This window comes from Haloechinothrix salitolerans (assembly GCF_042662605.1).
Classification (GTDB): domain Bacteria; phylum Actinomycetota; class Actinomycetes; order Mycobacteriales; family Pseudonocardiaceae; genus Haloechinothrix_A; species Haloechinothrix_A salitolerans.
The window spans coordinates 1,680,005-1,699,316 of sequence record NZ_JBHSXX010000001.1 but is presented as its reverse complement, the minus strand read 5'-3'; the positions used below and the strand labels follow the sequence as shown (position 1 = coordinate 1,699,316).

Sequence of the window (19,312 nt, the reverse complement as noted above, 5' to 3'; positions counted from 1 at the left end):
GCCTTCGTAGCTCTGAGCTGGGAACCGAATCGAGTCATTGTTGGCTATCTCCAAACGCGTCTGTCCACGGCTGACCAGCGTTGGCACCGGGCATGGGATTTGGGTCCTTCCTCACCCCTGGAGGTAGCACGCCGGGGTTGCCGTTGAACGAGGTTGCGCCACCCTGCGGATGCATGCGCCAGTAGTGACCGTTGGCGTCGTAGTTCGCCCCCGCCGATGCCCAGGTCGCCAACCAGCCGGCAAGTTCCGGGGTGTATGGCCGGAGAAACCCGAGAGCGGGCCGCATGTCGCTGAGGAGGTCGTTGGTGGGTGGAAGCACCGAATGTGCCCGATCCAGCAATGCCGGCGTGTTCCCGAGCAGGGTTCGAGCGGCCGCCAGTGTCGGCCGCAGGTTCGCGACCATCGGCCGTAGGTCGGACAGCACGGGACGCAAGTTGCTCGAGACGGACGGCAGCCGCTTCGTCGCCGCGCGCAGATCGCTCAGCATCGGCGACACCGTCTCGGCCGTCTCCGGCACCGAGTTCAACGTCTTCGTCGCCTGGTCGAGTGTGGACGGCAGAGCATGTAGCGTCTCACCGAGTTGCTTGCGCTTGCCGACGGTTGCTTTCGTCAGCGCGGACAGATCGGAGACGACCTCGCGCATGGCGTCGTCCCGGCGAGACAGGATGGCCATGGTGTCGTTCAGCCTGCTCACCAGGTTCTTGATGGCAGGCCCGTCTGTGCCTGCAGCGCGCAGCAGCTCACCGAGAGCGTTCAGGGCGGGTCCCGCAGACTGCACTGTCTTACGCACGTCTATCTGACTACCCTCCAGTGTTTTGTCCAGACGGCGCAGCGTTGATGTCAGGTGCTTGCGGGTCGGCGGGTCGAGAGCGTTGAGCACTTGGTCGAGCTCCATCGGCTTGAGTTGATCACCAGTGATCAGGCCCCCGTCCGGAATCGTCGCGTTGGAAGCCGGGCCGTCTTGCACACTCACTTGTCGTTCCCCGAGCAGCGCCTTCCATTCCACGGTCACCACCGCGCCGTCATGCAGCGGTGCGACGTCATCGTCGAGGCTGAGCTCGAGCACTGCCTTGCCGTCGCGCGCCTCGATCTCCTCGACTCTTCCGACGTCCATCCCGCTGACAAGGACCACACCGTTCTCCACGACGTTCGTCGCCGAATCGAGCACGACGCTGACCCGGTACGACGAGTCGAGTGAGATCCATGCCGTCGCGCCAAGGGTGGCCGCGACCAGCACGATTCCGATCAGTTTCTTCATTAAGCTTCAGTCCATTCCGAGTGGTCCGGCTGAGTCGCCGGCCAGAAACTGCCGCACGAACGGGTCCTCGGAGGCGAAGGCGGCGTCCGCCTCCCCGTAGTGCACGACCTTGCCTTTCCAGATCAGACCGACATAGTCGCTGACTTTCCTAGCGCTGCGAATGTCGTGAGTGACAACCAGATAAGTGCCTTTGTGACGTTCGTGCATATCGATGATCAAGTCGCACAGCAGGCTCGTACGCACCGGGTCGAGCCCGGAGTCAGGCTCGTCGAACAGCACAATGTCCGGTTTCATCACCAGAGCCCGTGCGAACCCCGCACGTTTACGCATTCCACCGGATACCTCGCTGGGGAATTTGCGTATCGCCTGCTCGAGGCCGACCTCAATGAGGCCGTCCATCACGATCTCGGAAATTTCGGCCTCGGAGTAATCCGTGTGTTTACGCAGCGGGAACGCCGTGTTGTCGTAGATGTTCAGCGAACCGAACAGCGCCCCGTCCTGGAACAACACGCCAAATCGCTTTCGCAGGTCGAGGCGTTCCTTCTCGCTGATGCCCCAGATATCTTGGCCAAAAACCCTCACCTCCCCCGAATCCGGGGCAAGCAGCCCCACGATGTGCTTGATCAAGACGCTCTTGCCAGTGCCTGACGGTCCCAGCACGGTCGTGATCGCGTCATCAGCGAAGCTAAGGTCCATACCAGCCAGCACCACGGAGTCGCCGAACGACTTGTGCACGTCCCGAATCTCGATACTGTGCGGCTTTCCGTTGGGTTCGGCGTGGTGCTGCGGCGAAACCACGGACGTCAGCTCGCCCGAGTACTGCGGCACGGTGTTCATGATTACCTCCACGGTCGTCAGCGATTGAGTCAGTTCGCGATCGGCGCATTCGGCGAGAGACCCCAGAACAACTGTGTCAATAATGTTCCGATGATGTGCACCACAACCATGTTGAGCATCATGGACTTTGCGGTGTTCTGACCTACGCCGACGGGGCCACCACGCGCGTTGTACCCGTAGTAACAGCCCACGAGAACGATGGCCGTTCCCATGATGATCGCCTTGAGCATTGCGTAAGTGAGATCGGCGGGGTTCTGGTAGAGCCAGAATGTGTACCAGTAGCCCCCCGATGACACGCCACCCAGCTGGACAACCGTCACTAGGTACGCCGACCAGTACATCAGGCCGAGACCGACGATGAAGAGAAATGGGATCGCGATCCACGCCGCCAGCACCCTGGTCGCGACGAGATAACTCCTGGAATCGACCCCCATGACTTCCATCGCGTCGATCTCTTCGGAGATCCGCATCGAACCGATCTCCGCGACTAGTCCACAGCCGACCTTCGCCGCGAGGATGTATGCCCACATGTACGGCGCCATCTCGCGCAGACCACAGTAGGAGTTGAAGATTCCCGAGTACAGCGGTGCGCCGATCGCCTTCAGTGTGTAGCTCGCCTCAAGCCCGCAGACTGAGCCCATCACGAACAGCATCATCCAGATGATCAGGCCGCTCGAGACGATCAAGATCCCAGCCTGGTGGAAAATCTCGGATGCGTAGTGGCGTGTGTCGGGCAAGGAGTGCACGACCTTGGTAGAGAACCGGGAGATATCGCCACCGGTCCCCACGGCATCCTTGACCTTGGTCGCCATGCCGGAGGCGCTGATCACGGCACCTTCAGACTCTGGGACGCCCCGTTTTCCCCGATTCGCAATGTTTCCTGTTTGCGGCTTCGCCGTCATGTCCGTTCTCCTACTTGTAGACCTGCATATCGGGGAAGAAACCGAGCAACAGCGTCGTAAAAACCCAGTTCACAACCCAGATCGCAGCAAAGGCGATTACAACGGCCTGGTTCACCGCGCGCCCTACGCCAATCGGTCCGCCCTTGGCGTGCAATCCCTTGTAGGAGCAGACGATTCCGATGATCAGGCCGAAGATCGTCGTCTTGATCACACTGCCCGCGATGTCCGGAGTAGTCGCGTTGGCGAAGAAGTTGTCGAAGTACGCGCCACTGTTCGCCCCCAGATAGAGCGCGGCGACGTAGCCGCCGAGCACGCCGAACGTCAGCGCCACGAGGTCGAGCAACCCAGTCATGATTGTGATGGCAATGACCCGCGGCAGGACAAGTGTCCGAACGGGATCGACACCGAGGACCTCCATCGCGTCGATTTCCTCGCGGATCCGGCGGGCGCCGAGGTCCGCAGTCATGGCGGTGCCCACGACCCCCGCCACCACCATCGCGTTGATCCACGGTGCGAACTCACGAACGCTTGCCATGATGAAGAACGAGCCGAGACGCTCCGGGATACCGAACAATAGGTAGATGTTGCCGCCTTGAAGCCCGGGCGCACCGAGGCCGAACGCGAACGTGGACACCATCATGGGGATCCAGCACAGCTTCAGCACGCCGAACATCTGATCGCGCACGTCGCCCCAGTACCCGACCGGCTGCCGCACCGCGCTGCGCAGCACTCGCAGCAGAAGTTGCACCATCTCGCCAGCCTCGACCAAAGCGTTGGTGAACCATGCGGCACGAGGCCTTCTGCGGGGGCGCTGCTCCGTCCGCGTCCCCGTGTCCGGTGCTGCCACCGTGTCAGTCACTGCTTCCTCCAAGATCCGTTGAGTTTCCCCGCCAGCACGAAGGCACCCCCGACGACCGCGCCCGTCGCGGGAGCAGTCGCTGCCGTCAGCAGCAGCGGCCCCGGCTCATCGGCGACGGGGCCGAGCAGCAAGAGCGGAAGGATGAGGATGAACGCAGCCGTGGCGGCTACCGCGCCCTGGCTCACCGGTCGACGCGTACGCCCCTGGTGGCACGCCGCGTAGGCGAAGCCAACGATGCTGACCACCGAGAGCCAGGTTGGCGCAGCCGACGGGAGTTCGCGAGCGACGAGGGGAAAGAGCAGCGTTCCCACGATCAGCACGAAAAATCCTCTGAAACTGGCCGTAGCCAGCGTGCCTACATCGATCCCATGTCCGGATATCAAGCGGCCCTGCACGAATCGTCCCCTTCCTCGGCGAACAGACGGCCCAGTTTGCGGACCGCCCGATACTGGAGCGCGCGCACAGCTCCTTTGTTGCGACACATCCGCTCCGCGGTCTCCTCCACAGACAGGCCTGCTACATAACGCAGCACCAGGCACTCGCACTGGTCCGGTGGGAGAGTCTCGAGGCGGCGCCAGAGACGGCGACCCAGTTCCCGACGAACAACGAGTTCTTCCGTCGTCGCCACCGATCCGCAAGCCTGGGCAAGCACATCCACGTCGACGGGAATCACATGCCTCGTCGACCACGACCTACGGTGATCGTTCACGATATTTCTCGCGATGGTCATAAGCCATGCGCGGAGCGGCCTTCCGCGATCCTCCAACGATCGAATCGACTTGAGCGCGCGGAGAAAGGTCTCGCTGGTCAGGTCCTGTGCCAGTATGGAGTCGTGTGTCAGGGTGAAGAGGTACGCCCTGACCTCACTCACGTAGGTGCGATAAACCTGCTCGAACGCGGACACGTTGCCCCGTTGGACGTCGTGGACATGCGACCAGATGTTGGCGCCAGACCCCTGCGCCTCGAAGGAGCGCACGGACGTCGAAGTGCAGCGTCCGAGACTTCCCCGGTGGGAAAGAACTTTCCCGTACATCTCCACAGTGGCCACCTTCGATCTATCTGACTAGGACCGCCTCACCGACACCTGGCACCCTGTCGACGGGCGCCGACAGTGCTGGTGGCTGCCGTAAGCGATACCCATCCTCGCTGGTTTGTGGTCACGGCCACATCTCCACAAGGAGTGCAATCCTTGCCCCTCAGGGGGCAATGACAGCGATAAATTGACCACTATTTCCCGGAGCACAGAACCTGTCGCGGCGATAGTTGCGACGTCGATTTCGGGCGGCGACTGGGGACCGCCATCGAATTCAGCTGGGCGCCGTGGGCGAATGCCGCCTCCGACACCGAAAGCGTATCCAAGACGATCTTGGGCGCATAGCCTGCGAAGACCATCACGCCGTCGCACGCAACAGCGGAGTAAACCTGGATACGGTAAATCGAGAGGCTACTCGTATACCGCGTTCTAGCGGACCGCAGCCGACTCGCGCATCATCATGTGATAGCACGACACGGCTTCAGCACGATTCGACGCATCGAGTTTCCGGAGAATCCGTTTCACATGGGACTTGACGGTGCCAACAGACACGAACAGCTTCGCGGCGATCTGCAAGTTCGTTTCACCCAACGCCATGCGGTGAAGCACCTGGCGCTCACGACGTGTGAGAGATCCCATCGGCGACCCGTCTACGTCGACATGCCGTAGTTCACGCACGTAGTTGCTGGGACGATCGTGATGATCTTCTTCCATGTCAGGGGAGAGCATTTCCAGATCAGCGTCGACGAATTCATCGATCAGATCGTCGACGGCTTTTGTGTGCTCGTTGAGCTTGCACCGTAGGCCTTGTAGGCGCTCATAGAACATCATCCGTTCGATGGCAAAGCCAAGCCCTTCTGCGAACATTCCTAGAATGTCCCGATCATAGAAGCCGACGAACCCCGTATCGATATTCTCATCAGCATGTACGATTCCCACCACGGAACCGCGCGCCATCACGGGAGCGGACACATAGGACTGAGTCTGGATTAGCGCTTTGAGTTCCGGATGCACCCGTGGGTTTCCCTGCGGGTCACGGACGAGGATAGGTGCCCGCTTCCGTACCATCTCGCTCTCGACCATGGCGTTTGTTAGCACGCCAGGGCGCTCCGCACCGACGCGGACCATGTCGGCCGTAAGCTCGGGGTCATCGAGGACCGAACCGGACGTGGCTATCCAACGGCCGCGCTCAATTCGGGAGAACAACGCTCGCTGCAGTCCGAGCTGGTGCAGCGCGCCCGGGGCACCCTGCACCAAACCGGCAAGGCTACCGAACGAGCGGAAGCCGTGCAGTACCTCCGACACGCCGGAGATCGCAGCCTGACGGCGAGCGATCAGGGCGTCTTTGATGGTTGACCGTACGACGCCCAACTGCATGAGAACGGCCAGCATGCGCGAACCGTCTGGACTGGTGTCCTCCCAATTCCACTGCTCGAGTCGCTGCCGCAGGCTCTGCTCGGCAGCACTGAAGCTCTGGTCGAGCGATTCAGCATCCGGCCGCACGTTGGAGTAGGAGACGTCGTCTCTCACCACGTCTTCCACCAATGACAACAAGTCAAGAGCCCGCTCGACGTCGAGGTTTGGAGTAACGCGGCCGTCAAAGACCTCCACTCCGCGTGACTGTTCAACCGAAACGTCCCCATTTTGGACTTGCTCATCCATGACGACTCCTTCGGCACCTTCAGAGACACGAGCCTCTGTGTCAATCCGAGTGGCATTGGTCATACCGTTTGCATATTAGGCCAAAAGGTAGAAGATTAGCTACCGTCTGGCGTAATTTACCTCACTGAATCGATCAGGCGCGCTCTCGTGCCGGGACCTGATCATCACGCCACTCCGTCTCGATCGCCGCATCCGCGTACTCTTGTTCGCGTCGACGCAGCTCCACCCGGCGGATCTTGCCGGAGATCGTTTTCGGCAGTTCGAAGAACTCCACGCGGCGCACCCGCTGGAACGGCGCCAGATGCTCCCGTGCATACCGCAAGATGTCCCGCGCGGTCTTCTCTGACGGTTCGTGCCCCGGAACGAGGGCGATGTATGCCTTCGGTACCGCCAACCTGACCTCGTCCGGTGCGGGAACCACCGCCGCCTCAGCGACCGCTGGGTGCTCGATCAGAACGCTCTCGAGCTCAAACGGGCTGATCTTGTAGTCCGAGGCCTTGAACACGTCGTCGGTCCGACCCACATAGCTGAAGTAGCCGCCAGCGTCCCGCGAGGCCACGTCTCCCGTGTGGTAGTAGCCACCCGCCATGGCCTCGTCGTTTCGCTCAGGGTCGCCCTGATAGCCAGTCATGAGTGGGACAGGATTGGCGGACAGGTCCAGACATATCTCGCCTTCACCGGCCCCGTCGACGATCTGCCCGGACGCCGGGTCGACCAGCACCGCCGGAACGCCTGGCAACGGCCGCCCCATGCTCCCTGGCTTCAGAGGTGACTCCGGCGTGTTGCCAATCTGCGCGGTCGTCTCAGTCTGCCCGAAGCCATCCCGAACCGTCAGGCCCCACCGTTGCCGCACTTGGCTGATGACTTCGGGATTCAACGGTTCACCCGCGCCGACAGCCTCTCGAAGGGAGCTCGGCTTGTCCCCGAGGTCCGCATTGATCAGCATGCGCCACACCGTGGGTGGCGCACAGAATGACGTGACGTTCTCAGTACGCAGCTGATCAAGCAGCGCGGCAGCGTCAAAGCGTCCGTAGTTGTAGAGAAACACGGTGGATTCCGCATTCCACGGCGCGAAGAAGCAAGACCACGCGTGTTTCGCCCAGCCAGGAGACGAGATGTTGAGGTGCACGTCACCAGGCCGTAACCCCAGCCAATACATGGTGGACAGATGACCGACCGGGTAGGAGAGCTGGGTGTGCTCGACGAGCTTCGGCCGTGACGTCGTGCCGCTGGTGAAGTAAAGCAACAGCCGGTCCGCGGGAGTGGTGCCCGGATGATCGACGACCGGGTCCGTGATGCCGTAGGCATCGTGCAGGTCGAGCCAGCCTTCCGCCCCGCCGACGGCCACGCGCAAATAATCACCGGGGACGTCGTTGAACTTCGCGGTGTCGCCAGAGTTACATACGACCATGCGGACAGCACCTCGATGAACCCGGTCCTCCAGGTCAGCCGACCCGAGCGCGGTCGTCGTCGGCATGATGACCGCGCCTGCCTTCATGACACCGAGCATTACTTCCCACAGCTCGACCTGGTTAGCCAGCATGACGATCACGGCATCACCGTTGTCGATGCCACAAGAGCGCAGCCAGGCCGCGACCTGGTCGGACCGGCATGCCATATGCTCGAACGAGACCGATGTTCGCTCGCCATTCTCCTCAACGATCACGAGTGCGGGCTGATCATTGCCGCGGGCGATCTGATCGAACCAGTCGACGGCCCAGTTCCATCGCGGCCCCACGTCGGGAAACACGAACTCGGCAACGGCTTCGTCATGCTTGCCTCGCAGCGCAAGTAGCTGATCACGCGCGGCACGAAAGCGGCTGGTGGTGTTCTGATCCACGATGACTCCTGGCTGTGCTGAGAGACGAACGTTCAGGCTTCGTCGCCGAGTTGTAGAAAGTCCGCGACGACCTGGTTGAACTCGGTTGCCCGCTCGATCTGGGTCCAGTGACCACAACGGGAGAAGACGTGCAGATCACCGTTCGGAAGAAGGTGCACCATGTTCCATGCGACCTCGACCGGGACCACCCGGTCTTCCCTGCCGTGGACGAGCAGTGTCGGCGCGGTGATCCCACGCACTTGCTCCTCGCTGATCCCGAGCTGGCTGCCCGCATGGTCCGGGTGGAAGAACATGGTGCGGTAGGCCTCGTGCGCGCCGGGCGCCGTACTCGCCTCATAACGGATGCGCACTAGGTCGTCAGTGATCATCGATTTGTCGACCGCGAAGTAGTTCTCGAGCAGATTACGCATCGCTTCGGGCGACGGCTCGTACTCGCGCAACGCCTTAAGCCCCTCGGTGGGCGTCATCCCCACCCCCGGCGCACCCATCAGAACGAGCCGGTCGAGCCTGCTCTGGTCGTCCTCGGCCATTTGCATCGCGATCCTGCCGCCGAGTGAGTTGCCGATGACGGAGACGCGCTCCACCCCCAGTGCATCAAGAAACTGCCACGCGTGGTCCGTCCAGGTTCGCAGCGAGTACCGGACTTCGGCCGGACGTTCAGTGAGGCCGAAGCCCACGAGGTCGAATGCGACCACGCGGGCGGATGCGCTGAGATTGGGAATGGAATGCCGCCAGTTTGCCCACGCCGACACACCCGGCCCGGATCCGTGCAGCAGCAGGACCGCCTCGCCGTGACCGACGTCGTGGTAGTGAGTCGACATCCCGTTGACGTCGACGTACTGCCCCGCTTCCAGATCGGTTGTTGACGTCATGTCTCTATCCTTCTCCTCGCCGAGCGTGGGCGCGCCCAAATTTGACACGAAAGTCGGTTTGGTGAGCCAGTACACGGCCCACCCGAACTTCCTCGTGAAGGTAGGGAGGCCGGAACTAGCGCACAATACATGGTTCCAGCGACTAGAAACCGGTCATCACACATCGGAGTTACGAGAAGACGGATACCGAGCTTGTACCGCGCGGCAACGGGGAGTCACCTTCGAGTTCCCTGTTGAACAGCAACAACTCCCTGAGCGCCTCAGGGTCGGCGCTGGCCAGCCGGTAATGCTCCAGTTCCGTCTCCAGCTGCCGACGGTCGCTGATCTGGGAGATGAGATGCTTGCGCCCTGCGCTTGCTGGCAGGGCGTGGTCGAGGAAGACCCGCTTCCTACCCTCCGAGTACTTGTCGAGCACCCTCTCATCCGCATATCCACCCGCGACCGCTGACAACGCCTCGATCAACCGGTACGCGTCGAAGAATGCCGTGATCGGGCTGTGGCCAATCATCCGGTTGGCGACGTGCGCACTGTCGCCGACGAGCAGGACTCGACCGGCCCTGTACTGGTCAGAGGTGCGCTGATGCATGCGTGAGGAGTGCCAGTCGAGCACATGGAACGGCACACTGCCCAGCACTTTTCGCAGTACGCCAGGGATGCGGGCGCCGACGCTCTCCTCCGGCAACGTCAGCGACTCGTCGAACGTGTAGCGCCAGCGCCGGTCATCGACCTTGTGCACTACGGCGCCGTACCGGTCGTCCACCTGCAGCGTCGTACCCGCGTAGTCTCGTCCGGCAAAGTCGGCATCGACCAATGCAACGACGGATCGATCATGCCAGGTACTCCCGCGGAAACCGAGACCGAGTAAGCGCCGCACCATACTGCTGGTGCCGTCCGCTGCGACGACCCAATCAGTGCGCAACCTGCGAACGCCGTCGCCCGTCTCGAGCACGATCTCGACACCGGATTGATCCTGTGCGAGGTCCACCAGACGAGCGTTTCGTTCAATGGGTTTCGTGCGATGACGTGCCAGATGACGCTCCAGCACCTCGCACAAGGCGGTGTCCTCGACGTGCAAGTTGTATGGGTGCGGTGTGAGACCGGCCAACACACCGAGATCGAAAGTGAGGTGTTCACCGGTCTGGAGCACCCGTAGGCACCACGACGGATCGGTGAAGCCTGCTTGCGTCGCGTCCTCGAGTACTCCCAGTCGGTCGAGGCCGGGAAGTACGGACCAGTCGTGTACGCACGGTGCGCAAGCGCTCGCCTCACGGCCGGTGTCGACGACGAGCACATCCAGACCCGCCTTGGCTAACCCCAGTGCAGTGACCAGGCCGACCGGGTCGGCCCCTACGACGACAACTTGAGTGTGCTTCATCCGCCCCCCTGATCGAACAGTCCCGATGGCACGCGCGCGGCACCAGCAGCGCTCGACGTTCCCCCTGCGAATGCGAGACCGTTCGCCGCGTAGATGCGCCACGCCTCGTCCGCGTCGAGAGCCCCGAGTGACTGCGCCGAGGCCAGGAAGTCCCATGCGCCCTCAAGCTGGCCTGCGACGAACGGGTAGTCCGTGCCCAACATCACGTGATCGGCTCCGAACCTGCGAACGAGTAACCGCAGGTGCTCAGGATCGAAAACAAGCGAGTCGACCCACAGCGACTGGACCAACTCGTCCAGGCGTGCCGGATCCGTGCCATGCCAGATGCTGGAGCCGAGGCTGAGCCGAGGATAAGCCCACGGGAAGCTGCCGCAGCCGTGCGCCAAGGCCACTCTGAGCAGCGGAAACCGCTCGAGCACGCCGCCGAAGACCAGCGCGGTAGCTGCGACGGCCGTGTCAGTAGTCATGCCAAGACCGAAGTCGTAGGGCTGCCCTTCCCTGCGGATGACTCCGCCGCCGCCATCGGTCGGGTGCACGAACAGCGCCGCACCGACGGCCTCCGCGGCCTCGAAGAACGGGCGCAGCCGGGGCGAATCGAGATCTTCCCCCGCGATCCGGGCGCCGATCTCGACGCCGGCGAGCCCCAGGTCCTCGACCGCGCGGTGTAGTTCCTCGATGGCAAGATCGATATGGGGCAACGGCACTGTACCGAGTCCAGCAAGCCGACCATGTGATCGTGCGACGGCTGCGGCGATCGAGTTGTTGGTCGCGCGGGCACATACGGCGCCGGTCCGCTCGTTCGCCCAGTAGGCCAGCATCACGGGTACCGGTGAGATTAGTTGATAACCGATGCCTGCGGCATCGAGTTCCGCGAGACGCAGGTCCACGTCCCACAGCACAGATCGCACGCTGCGGAACGGCCGGTGGCCGAGCATGATAGTCCCGCCATCGCCGCCGTCGGGCACGAGAGCAGGCCAGCGCGGGTCATCGACTGCGCGGAGCGCATCGGCCAGGTCGAGGCCGAAATAGTGTGCATGCGCATCGACCCCGGCCGAACCAGCCGTCCGATCAGTCGCCAGATTCACGTCGAGTCCCGCCGAGAGAGGCTGCCTTGAGCGCGCTCGATCGTAGACAGCTACCGATGATGCCGATACGTTCAGTTCCGAGCATCGGAACGAGCAGGTCCCGATGTGAGTGACGGCAGCCACCATGTGCGGTATACAAGATACTCACCAGTGGTTCGAGGTGAACGATGCTGTCCGCCGACGCCAATCCGCGCGAACCAGGCGCGGACGAGACGCCATCGATCCTGTCGAAGGCGTTCGACTTGCTGCGCGCGTTCAACCCGAATGAACGCGTGATGACACTGAGCGAGCTTTCCCGTGCGTCCGGACTCCCAAAGTCGACCGTCCACCGACTGCTGGCACGGCTCGTCGAACTCGGCGCGGTGGAACATCACCGATCCGGTTACAAGATTGGTCTTGGATTGCTCCAGCTTGGCTCCTCGACGCCGGCCGGCTACATGCGCGACCTGGCCATGCCATACCTGACCAAGCTGCACCAGTGGAGCGGTCAACCGGTGCACATGGCCGTGCTGCGGCAGTACGACGTCGTCTATCTCGAAAGACTCACTGTCAGCGATGCCCCGGCCTCCATCGCGGCTGTCGGTGCCCGCCTGCCCGCGAACTGTACGGCAATCGGCAAGGCCCTGCTCGCGCACGAAAATCTCGACGATTTGAGAGATTTTCTGCCGTCCCCGCTTCCTGCGATGACACCGAAGTCGATCACCGAGATTGACGCACTCATCGAACAGCTGCGGAACGTACGAGCTGAAGGAGTCGCCCGCGAATCCGAAGAATCGCAGCTCGGGCTCGCCTGCATGGCCGCCCCGATCTGCATGCATGGTTTCGCGGTCGGCGCGATCTCGGTCGCCGTCCACCCCAGCTTGCCTCCGCCGCCGAACTTGACCGGCGCGCTGCGCACCACGGCCGCCAAGATCGTGCGCGAACTCGAGATGGGCCTCGCACGCGGCCGGGAGCACTGGTTCCCTCGTGAGCTATGAGCTCCGGAAACCGGTGCTCCCGGTTGTCGGTTCACTTGTACACAGCAAAGGCCTTGTTCGAGTTGAAGATCTCGGTGACGACGAAGTCCGACCACTCAAGCCGCATACCGAGCTCGGACATAGCACCGAGCAGGCAGAACCAGTTGAGCATCTCGTGCTGGCCGGACTCGATGATCTGCCGGCTGGTCTTGGCGTTCCAGAAGTCGTAGTCGCCTGCCACCATGGCGTCGTACAGCTGCTGGTCGGCCTCGGTGTCTGGCCGCAGATGCCATCCCTTGTCATGCAGGAATGCGTGTGACCAGCTCGACGATGCGACGAGCGCGACTCGCTTGTCGCTCCTGGCCGCGAAACGACCGATCGCGCGACCAAACTCGAAGCACCGTACTGGCGACGGACCAGGTGGGTCGAGGTTCTCCCCCTTCTTGATGTCGGCGAACCGGGCGATACCGCCCTTGCGCGCGATGACGTGCTCGCCGTAGCAGTTCACCGCCAGGGGAACGATCGGGTAGGGGAACTCCTTGCCCACGTTTTCGAAGTCGAGAAATAGCTGCGTGTTGCCGAACGCGTGAGGAAAATGAATCCCCTCTCTCGGCTCATAGGAGTAGGCGACGTCGACCCCGGAGTTGAGCACCTCGCTGGCTGCCTGCTTGCCGAACTCGGGCGCGCCGCGCATCACGAAGGACGTGGCCGATGGCAGCCCCCAGTAATTGGGGACCTTAAGCATGTCGAGCACTCCGAACGGCTTGACCTCGGTGTCCGGGTAGGCGAGCACACAGAACGATGGAATTACTTCCTCCCGGAAGTTCTCGTACTGATCATCACCCCACACCATCAGCACATCGGGCTGGAACTCGTCGATCACCTCACGACATTTACCAAGGTCCTCGAGCAACCTGGAGCGATGTCCGGCAGCAGCCGCCACACCTGCGTCTTCCCCCCACTCCTGCCGGGCGAGCTCGCGCCAGGAATCCGGATCCTTGACCTCGTCCGGGATGTCCGGATCCTTCAGTGCGCTCTTGAGCAGGTTCGCCATGTGGGTATCCGCGCCCGCGAGCAACGGGTAGTGCGTCAGTCCGACGCCAAGTACCTCGGCCACAGTTTCCTCCTAAATAAGTACGTAGACATTGCCGTCGTCAATCTGCACCTCGAAGGTGTCCAGCGCGACGGTCGCGGGAAAACAGAGGGGCTCGCCGGTTCGGACGTCGAATCGGGCCATATGGAGAGGACAGATCACCTCGTCGCCTTCGATGTCGCCGTCATCACCGAGTGACCACTTCTCGTGCGTACATGTGTCCGAGGTGGCGTAGAACTCGCCGTCTTCGGTGCGGAACAGGGCGACGGGAGTCTCGCCTTCGATGGTCATCGATTCGCCGTTGTCGATGTCGTCGACCTTGCAGGCGAATCGGCGGCTCTTCGTCCTGGTGCCTTCCATCACGTGCGTGCCTCTCAGACATTTCCACGGTCGGTCAATCGGGATCTGCCGAACCCGTACGTCAAGTCTGGAAGGCATAAGGGGATCGATCACAGATCCGGTTTCACTCGCCGGAACCCGACCGTGCCCTTGCCCCGATGCATGGTGCACCTTCGGCACAACCGTGAATGGGCGAGAGTTAGGAGTCTGTGGTGTCCGAGTACGTGATCGACGACCGGGAGATGCCCCGGTTCAGGGTCAACCGACAGGCCATGGTGGATCCCGATGTGTTCGCCAAGGAACGGGATCGCATCTTCGAGCACAGCTGGCTGTACCTAGGCCATGAGACGGAGCTTCGGAAGAAAAACGACTTCACGACGCGCACTGTCGCCGGCCGCCCACTGATCTTCGCTCGCGATAATGAGGGCAATATCCGGGTGTGGGTGAACTCGTGTCCCCACCGGGGTGCGATGCTCTGCCGCGAGCCGAGAGGCAACGCGCGCTTCCTGACGTGCTTCTACCACGGATGGAGCTTTAGCACCGCGGGCGAGATGGTCGCTATGCCAGGCGACGAGGCCTACGGTGAGGACTTCGAGCGACCCGACCTCGCGGCTCCACCCAAGGTCGACTCCTATCGCGGTTTCGTCTTTGTGAGCTTCGATCCGGACATCGTCGACCTCAAGACCTACCTCGCGGGTGCCACTGAGTATCTCGACTTGGTGTGTGACCAGTCCGAACTCGGCATGGAGGTCCTCTCGGGCACACACGAGTACTCGGTGAAGGCGAACTGGAAGCTACTCGTGGAGAACAGCGTCGACGGCTACCACGCGGTGTCAACGCACCAGCGGTACTTCGAGATGGTGCTGGCGGCCCGCGGAAAGCTCGACCCGAGTGCCCTCGGCGCTTCCCGGGGCATCGACCTCGGCAACGGGCACGCAGTGATCGCGGGCGAACCGGCGACTGAGGACCTGTTCGGTCGGCCACTCTCCGAGGCGGGCGCACAGGAACGAGCCGACCGCTACGCGCGATTCCGAGAGCTGTACGGCGACGGATGGGTCGAACGCATGCAGGGCACGCGCAACATGGTGATCTTCCCAAACCTCATCGTGATCGACCTGGTAATGGGCGTGGTCATCCGCAAGATCGACCCGGTCACTCCCGACTACCTTGAGGTGTCGGCGTGGGAGCTGGCGCCGCCCGACGAGGGCGATGAGCTAAGGAAGCAGCGGCTAGACAACTTCCTCACTTTCTGGGGGCCCGGCGGCCTCGCTTCCCCAGACGACGTTGAGGCACTGGAGACCTGCCAGGTGGGCTACGGCGGACGTAAGGAACTCGGATGGTCCGACATCTCGCGTGGTATGAACGGTTCGGTCAACTCAAGCACCGACGAGTTCCAGATGCGCACGTGGTGGCGCCGCTGGAACGAGCTGATCACAGGCGAACAGCTGCCCCCTGAGGAGCAAGCTCCGCTCGATGGCGTGTTCGTCGCGCCGAGGCGTAGTCCGGACCACGCCGAGTCCGCGGTTTGACGCTCGACGACCTCCGAGTCATCGTGCAGTGTATTCCGTTAGGGAGACTAAGTGTGCTCCGACGGGAGAAGTCACTTCGCGATGGGGCGCTCTAGGTTCTTCATGAACTATGCAGAACCTAGGAGCGCCCGATGGAAACCTGTATCGAAGCCGTCCTGACCGCCGTTAAGGAGTTCACGTACCGTGCAGAACTCAAGGCCCCTGTTGATGTGGGGTCAAGCCCGCTCGGCACTCGCATGTTCTTCGGGTTCGCCGGTGGGCAGGTGGAAGGTGAGCGGATCAAGGCTGACGTGCTGGCCGAAGGTGGTGATTGGGTTCTGATCGGCACGGACGGCGTCGGTCGGATAGACGTGCGTGGCCAGTGGCTGACAAACGACGGTGCGGCCGTTTTCGTCCGATATCACGGCCTGATCGAGATGAACGAGACAGTCGGGGCGGCCCTGCGAACGGGACAACCGACTGGGTTCGCTGATCAGTATCTTCGCATTGTCCCCCAATTCGAGACCGGCGACGAACGATACGCGTGGTTGCACGAGCACATCTTCGTGGGGCGAGGCCGCCTTACCGGAGATGCAGTGGAGTTCACGGTATTCCGCATCGACTGATCGTGGTAACCGAATTCGTCAGCGAACGTTTCGGTTCACTTGCCGGAATGCCGAACCAATTCCCCTGGGGCTTTCATGACCGCGCAACCTCTCGAAGAGGCCGATGTAGTTATCATCGGCGCGCGTCTCGCCGGCACGGCCGCCGCCGTACCCTTGGCCCGTTCCGGTCGGAAAGTGGTACTTCTGGACAAGTCCAGATTTCCGTCGGAACAGTTGTCGACCCACGTCCTGGTCCCCAGCGGCGTGGCGGAGCTGCAGCACATGGGCGCTTTGCCCCACATCCTGAGACTGAACCCGCCCGCGCGCTACCTTGGTGCGACTGTCGGAGATGTCCGGCTCCGCGACCATTTCGCCCCGGTCGACGGGATCGACTACGGCGTCTGTGTTCCCCGCATGGAGCAGGATGTCTGTCTGGTGACGGCCGCGCGAGAAGCCGGTGCCGACGTCCGTGAAAAATGCATGTTCGAGGACGTGCCCTGGGACGACGGCCGGGCTATTGGGGCCCGATACCGCCATGGCGGAAAGCAACACAAGATCCGCGCGAGACTCGTGATCGGAGCGGATGGCCAACGATCACGAACCGCGGCAGCGATCGGGGCATGGACACCGTATCGAGGGTCCAAGAACGGTCGAGGCTTCGCCTTCCGCTACATGGACGACCCCAGGTGGGCACGATCGAGCACGAGACCTATGGCATCTACCAGCCGAACGCGCGCAGTGTGCTGACGTTGCCGTGTACTCCGCACGGACGGCTGCTCGTGGTGTTCATGGCACCCGCGGACGAGATCCCACGGTTCCAGGAGGGCGGTGAGCGGTTCTGGTGGGAGGCCCTCACTGAGGATCCCGATCTCGCCGAGCGCGTTGGGGAAACGAGGCCGAACGCTCCATCGGCCCTTGTTCGCGAGGTGCTGCGCACCTTTCAAGGTAATGACGGACCCGACTTGAGCGACACGTTCACCGTAGAAGAAAGATCGAGCACGTCCTTGGACCGTCGAAACTTGTACGCGGGCTGGTGCGTGCACTCGCCGAGCGCGGCGCGGATCGCCAAAGGATCCTGGCGGAGGTCGCTCAGGAGCTTCCGATCGAGCTCGGTATCCGCTGGGAGAACTGGTTCGGCGGCTTCCGCTACAAGGGCTGGGCACCGTCGGAACGACCCGGCTGGTCGCTGGGTGATCCCCCGCCAGTTCAGCGTCGGAACGACAGTCGTCCGCACCACGAAGTGTCGTGAGCGGACGGCCAGGTTCAGGTACTGCTCGGTCAGGGGAGTCCTGGTCGTGACACACGAGTGTGGTCGATAGCCACCTCCCGACCACACTCGCTGCCCCCAAAAGGGGAGGTAAAACGCCGCCACAAGGGGGCGACAATGTCCGGTTCCAAATAGTTGGATCGAGTCCATGACCGACACCGCACCACAACCGACGAGCTCTCTGTCCAAGAACATTCGCCACGCCTTCTATCTGATCATCGGAGCGCTCGCGCTAGTGCTGACCTGGCCGTACGCGTTCGACTGGATGGGCGACGCCGGCAACATTCTGAACCCAGTCGACTTCTTCGGTGACGCGATCGCGCCAGGCGGCACCGCCGCATTCCTCGCAATCGACATGGCGATCGCCTGGCTCGTGTTCATGGTGTGGGTCGTCTTCGACACCCAACGCATCGGGCTCGGAGTCAAGTGGGGGGTGTTCTTCGTCGCGCTGTCCTACATCGGCGTCTCGATGGCCTTCCCAGTATATCTGAGCGGCCTCGATCTTTCCGGACAGCTGTTTAGTGGGTCAATTCATGCCGCTTGCTGCCGGTTCAGGTACTCGTTGTAGACCTCATTTGGGGCCTTATAGTCGAGTCCCGAATGGAGACGTCGACTATTATATCTAAGTTCGATATAGGCAGCAATATCTGTCCTGGCCCTCTTTCGGGTGGAGTAGATCACTCGGTGAACCCGCTCGTTCTTCAGGGCACCAAAAAACGATTCGGCCATCGAATTGTCATAGCATATTCCCGTGCGTCCGACCGATTGCCTGATGCCCAATGATCGGAGCGTGCTGGCAAACTGGGCGGAAGTGTAATTGCTGCCACGGTCGGAGTGGAATATCGCCCCGCGTGCGATAGGATAGTTGCGTACGGCCATGCGAATCGCCTTCTCGATGAGAGGCGTCTGGTAATTATCGTCCATCGCCCACCCGATAACGCCCTTCGTATGACAGTCGATGACCGTCGCGAGATAAACCCAGCCCTCCCACGTAGGGATATAGGTAATATCGCCAACCATCTTCTCGCCGGGCGCGGATGCGGCGAAGTCGCGGCCAACGAGGTCGGGCAGCAAGCTGGCAGACGGCTCAGTCAGGCCGAGTCGCCACGGACGGGGCTGGCAAGGCTCGAGCCCCAGCTCACGCATGATGCTGCGGATCAGCTCAGGGGTGCACCGCTCACCCTGGCGCTGCAGCTGGGCGTGGACGCGCCGGTGACCGTAGGTCTCATCCGAATCGTCGAAAACCTTCGTGATCAACGGAGCCAGGTAGGCGCGACGCTGCGCCGTCGCGCACTTGGGCCGACAACGCCATTCATAGAATCCCGACTTCGACACACCCAACCATTCGCACATTTTGGTCACTGTGTACTTTTTCTCGCCAGTATCGGTCACTGCGCCCTTCTCCACCTCGATGAACTCGTACCTCTCGTTCACCGATACTCGCTCGCGAAGAAGGCTGCGGCTTTTCCCAGGAACTCCTTCTCCATCCGTAGCTCACGGACTTCCTTCTCCAGCTCACGCAGCCGCGCGCGCTCCGACACGGTCAATGGTGGCTCGTCCGCAGCATGAGCCTTCCGGTAGTCGTTCACCCAGTTACGAAGCGTTTGCTCGTTCAGCCCGTTCTCCCGCGCGACCGACGCCACCGGGCGGCCCGTCTCGACCACCATTTTCGCCGCCTCCTCCTTGAACTCAGGAGTAAACGACCGACGATTCTTTGACACTGGCTTCCTCTCTTCCGAACAAAAACCCTAGTGGGTTCGCTGTCCGGAAGATCAACAGCCCCTCAATCTGGTGACCCGTGAGCGTTTCCTGGATCGCCGG

Annotated in this window: 20 protein-coding genes; 6 read left to right on the top strand and 14 right to left on the bottom strand. The window is 62.1% G+C overall.

All coding sequences use genetic code 11. The features are described from left to right. Positions 1–34 precede the first annotated feature (34 nt). From ACFQGD_RS07950 to ACFQGD_RS07900, 11 genes are all read right to left on the bottom strand, one after another. On the bottom strand, positions 35–1,258 hold the full coding sequence (locus ACFQGD_RS07950) for an MlaD family protein (protein ID WP_345394486.1): 1,224 nt from the start codon (positions 1,256–1,258) through the stop codon (positions 35–37). Positions 1,259–1,264: 6 nt separating this feature from the next. Then, complete coding sequence (locus tag ACFQGD_RS07945; protein ID WP_345394483.1) at positions 1,265–2,095, bottom strand: ABC transporter ATP-binding protein; 831 nt, start codon at positions 2,093–2,095, stop codon at positions 1,265–1,267. Positions 2,096–2,124: 29 nt separating this feature from the next. After that, positions 2,125–2,997, bottom strand: coding sequence for an ABC transporter permease (locus ACFQGD_RS07940; protein ID WP_345394480.1), 873 nt, complete (start codon positions 2,995–2,997; stop codon positions 2,125–2,127). 10 nt (positions 2,998–3,007) lie between these two features. Next, positions 3,008–3,748, bottom strand: a complete 741-nt coding sequence (locus tag ACFQGD_RS07935) for an MlaE family ABC transporter permease (protein ID WP_345394478.1) — start codon at positions 3,746–3,748, stop codon at positions 3,008–3,010. A gap of 104 nt (positions 3,749–3,852) precedes the next feature. Beyond that, positions 3,853–4,176, bottom strand: a complete 324-nt coding sequence (locus tag ACFQGD_RS07930) for a hypothetical protein (RefSeq protein ID WP_345394475.1) — start codon at positions 4,174–4,176, stop codon at positions 3,853–3,855. 59 nt (positions 4,177–4,235) lie between these two features. Beyond that, complete coding sequence (locus tag ACFQGD_RS07925) at positions 4,236–4,832, bottom strand: RNA polymerase sigma factor (RefSeq protein WP_345394472.1); 597 nt, start codon at positions 4,830–4,832, stop codon at positions 4,236–4,238. A gap of 486 nt (positions 4,833–5,318) precedes the next feature. Then, complete coding sequence (locus tag ACFQGD_RS07920) at positions 5,319–6,551, bottom strand: LuxR C-terminal-related transcriptional regulator (RefSeq protein WP_345394469.1); 1,233 nt, start codon at positions 6,549–6,551, stop codon at positions 5,319–5,321. A 133-nt stretch (positions 6,552–6,684) separates the two neighbouring features. After that, on the bottom strand, positions 6,685–8,391 hold the full coding sequence (locus ACFQGD_RS07915) for an AMP-binding protein (RefSeq protein ID WP_345394466.1): 1,707 nt from the start codon (positions 8,389–8,391) through the stop codon (positions 6,685–6,687). Between the two features lie 32 nt (positions 8,392–8,423). Next, positions 8,424–9,263, bottom strand: a complete 840-nt coding sequence (locus tag ACFQGD_RS07910) for an alpha/beta fold hydrolase (RefSeq protein WP_345394463.1) — start codon at positions 9,261–9,263, stop codon at positions 8,424–8,426. 169 nt (positions 9,264–9,432) lie between these two features. Continuing rightward, positions 9,433–10,638 carry an FAD-dependent oxidoreductase gene (locus ACFQGD_RS07905; RefSeq protein ID WP_345394460.1) on the bottom strand — a complete coding sequence of 402 codons (1,206 nt, stop codon included), beginning with the start codon at positions 10,636–10,638 and terminating at the stop codon, positions 9,433–9,435. Further along, positions 10,635–11,651: an amidohydrolase family protein gene (locus ACFQGD_RS07900; RefSeq protein ID WP_345395096.1), complete on the bottom strand. Its 1,017-nt coding sequence runs from the start codon at positions 11,649–11,651 to the stop codon at positions 10,635–10,637. Before ACFQGD_RS07900 ends, ACFQGD_RS07905 begins: the two co-directional genes overlap by 4 nt. On the opposite strand from ACFQGD_RS07900, the gene ACFQGD_RS07895 reads away from it, so the two are divergent. Continuing rightward, the gene (locus ACFQGD_RS07895) at positions 11,562–11,753 is read left to right on the top strand and encodes a hypothetical protein (protein WP_345395123.1); all 192 of its coding nucleotides are present in this window, start codon (positions 11,562–11,564) and stop codon (positions 11,751–11,753) included. The genes ACFQGD_RS07900 and ACFQGD_RS07895 overlap by 90 nt on opposite strands. A gap of 137 nt (positions 11,754–11,890) precedes the next feature. Then, positions 11,891–12,700 carry an IclR family transcriptional regulator gene (locus tag ACFQGD_RS07890; RefSeq protein ID WP_345394457.1) on the top strand — a complete coding sequence of 270 codons (810 nt, stop codon included), beginning with the start codon at positions 11,891–11,893 and terminating at the stop codon, positions 12,698–12,700. 31 nt (positions 12,701–12,731) lie between these two features. Here ACFQGD_RS07890 and ACFQGD_RS07885 read toward each other — a convergent pair whose 3' ends face one another. Both ACFQGD_RS07885 and ACFQGD_RS07880 read right to left on the bottom strand, forming a co-directional pair. Then, positions 12,732–13,796, bottom strand: a complete 1,065-nt coding sequence (locus tag ACFQGD_RS07885; protein WP_345394454.1) for a DODA-type extradiol aromatic ring-opening family dioxygenase — start codon at positions 13,794–13,796, stop codon at positions 12,732–12,734. A gap of 9 nt (positions 13,797–13,805) precedes the next feature. After that, on the bottom strand, positions 13,806–14,132 hold the full coding sequence (locus ACFQGD_RS07880) for a non-heme iron oxygenase ferredoxin subunit (RefSeq protein ID WP_345394451.1): 327 nt from the start codon (positions 14,130–14,132) through the stop codon (positions 13,806–13,808). 191 nt (positions 14,133–14,323) lie between these two features. On the opposite strand from ACFQGD_RS07880, the gene ACFQGD_RS07875 reads away from it, so the two are divergent. The 4 genes from ACFQGD_RS07875 to ACFQGD_RS07860 all read left to right on the top strand — a co-directional run bounded on the left by ACFQGD_RS07875 (position 14,324) and on the right by ACFQGD_RS07860 (position 18,059). Next, positions 14,324–15,640, top strand: a complete 1,317-nt coding sequence (locus tag ACFQGD_RS07875; protein WP_345394448.1) for an aromatic ring-hydroxylating oxygenase subunit alpha — start codon at positions 14,324–14,326, stop codon at positions 15,638–15,640. 131 nt (positions 15,641–15,771) lie between these two features. Then, positions 15,772–16,245 (top strand): DUF3237 domain-containing protein, encoded by a 474-nt coding sequence (locus tag ACFQGD_RS07870; protein WP_345394445.1) that lies wholly within the window; start codon positions 15,772–15,774, stop codon positions 16,243–16,245. A 75-nt stretch (positions 16,246–16,320) separates the two neighbouring features. Beyond that, the gene (locus tag ACFQGD_RS07865) at positions 16,321–16,971 is read left to right on the top strand and encodes an FAD-dependent monooxygenase (protein ID WP_390183672.1); all 651 of its coding nucleotides are present in this window, start codon (positions 16,321–16,323) and stop codon (positions 16,969–16,971) included. A gap of 668 nt (positions 16,972–17,639) precedes the next feature. Beyond that, positions 17,640–18,059, top strand: a complete 420-nt coding sequence (locus ACFQGD_RS07860) for a DUF2834 domain-containing protein (protein WP_345394439.1) — start codon at positions 17,640–17,642, stop codon at positions 18,057–18,059. Here ACFQGD_RS07860 and ACFQGD_RS07855 read toward each other — a convergent pair. Beyond that, positions 18,023–19,212 (bottom strand): IS3 family transposase gene (locus ACFQGD_RS07855; protein ID WP_390221019.1). Its coding sequence is split into 2 segments (ribosomal slippage): positions 18,023–18,960 and positions 18,960–19,212, totalling 1,191 coding nucleotides; the frame shifts between segments, so codons are not numbered across the junction. The genes ACFQGD_RS07860 and ACFQGD_RS07855 overlap by 37 nt on opposite strands. Between the last annotated feature and the right edge of the window lie 100 nt (positions 19,213–19,312).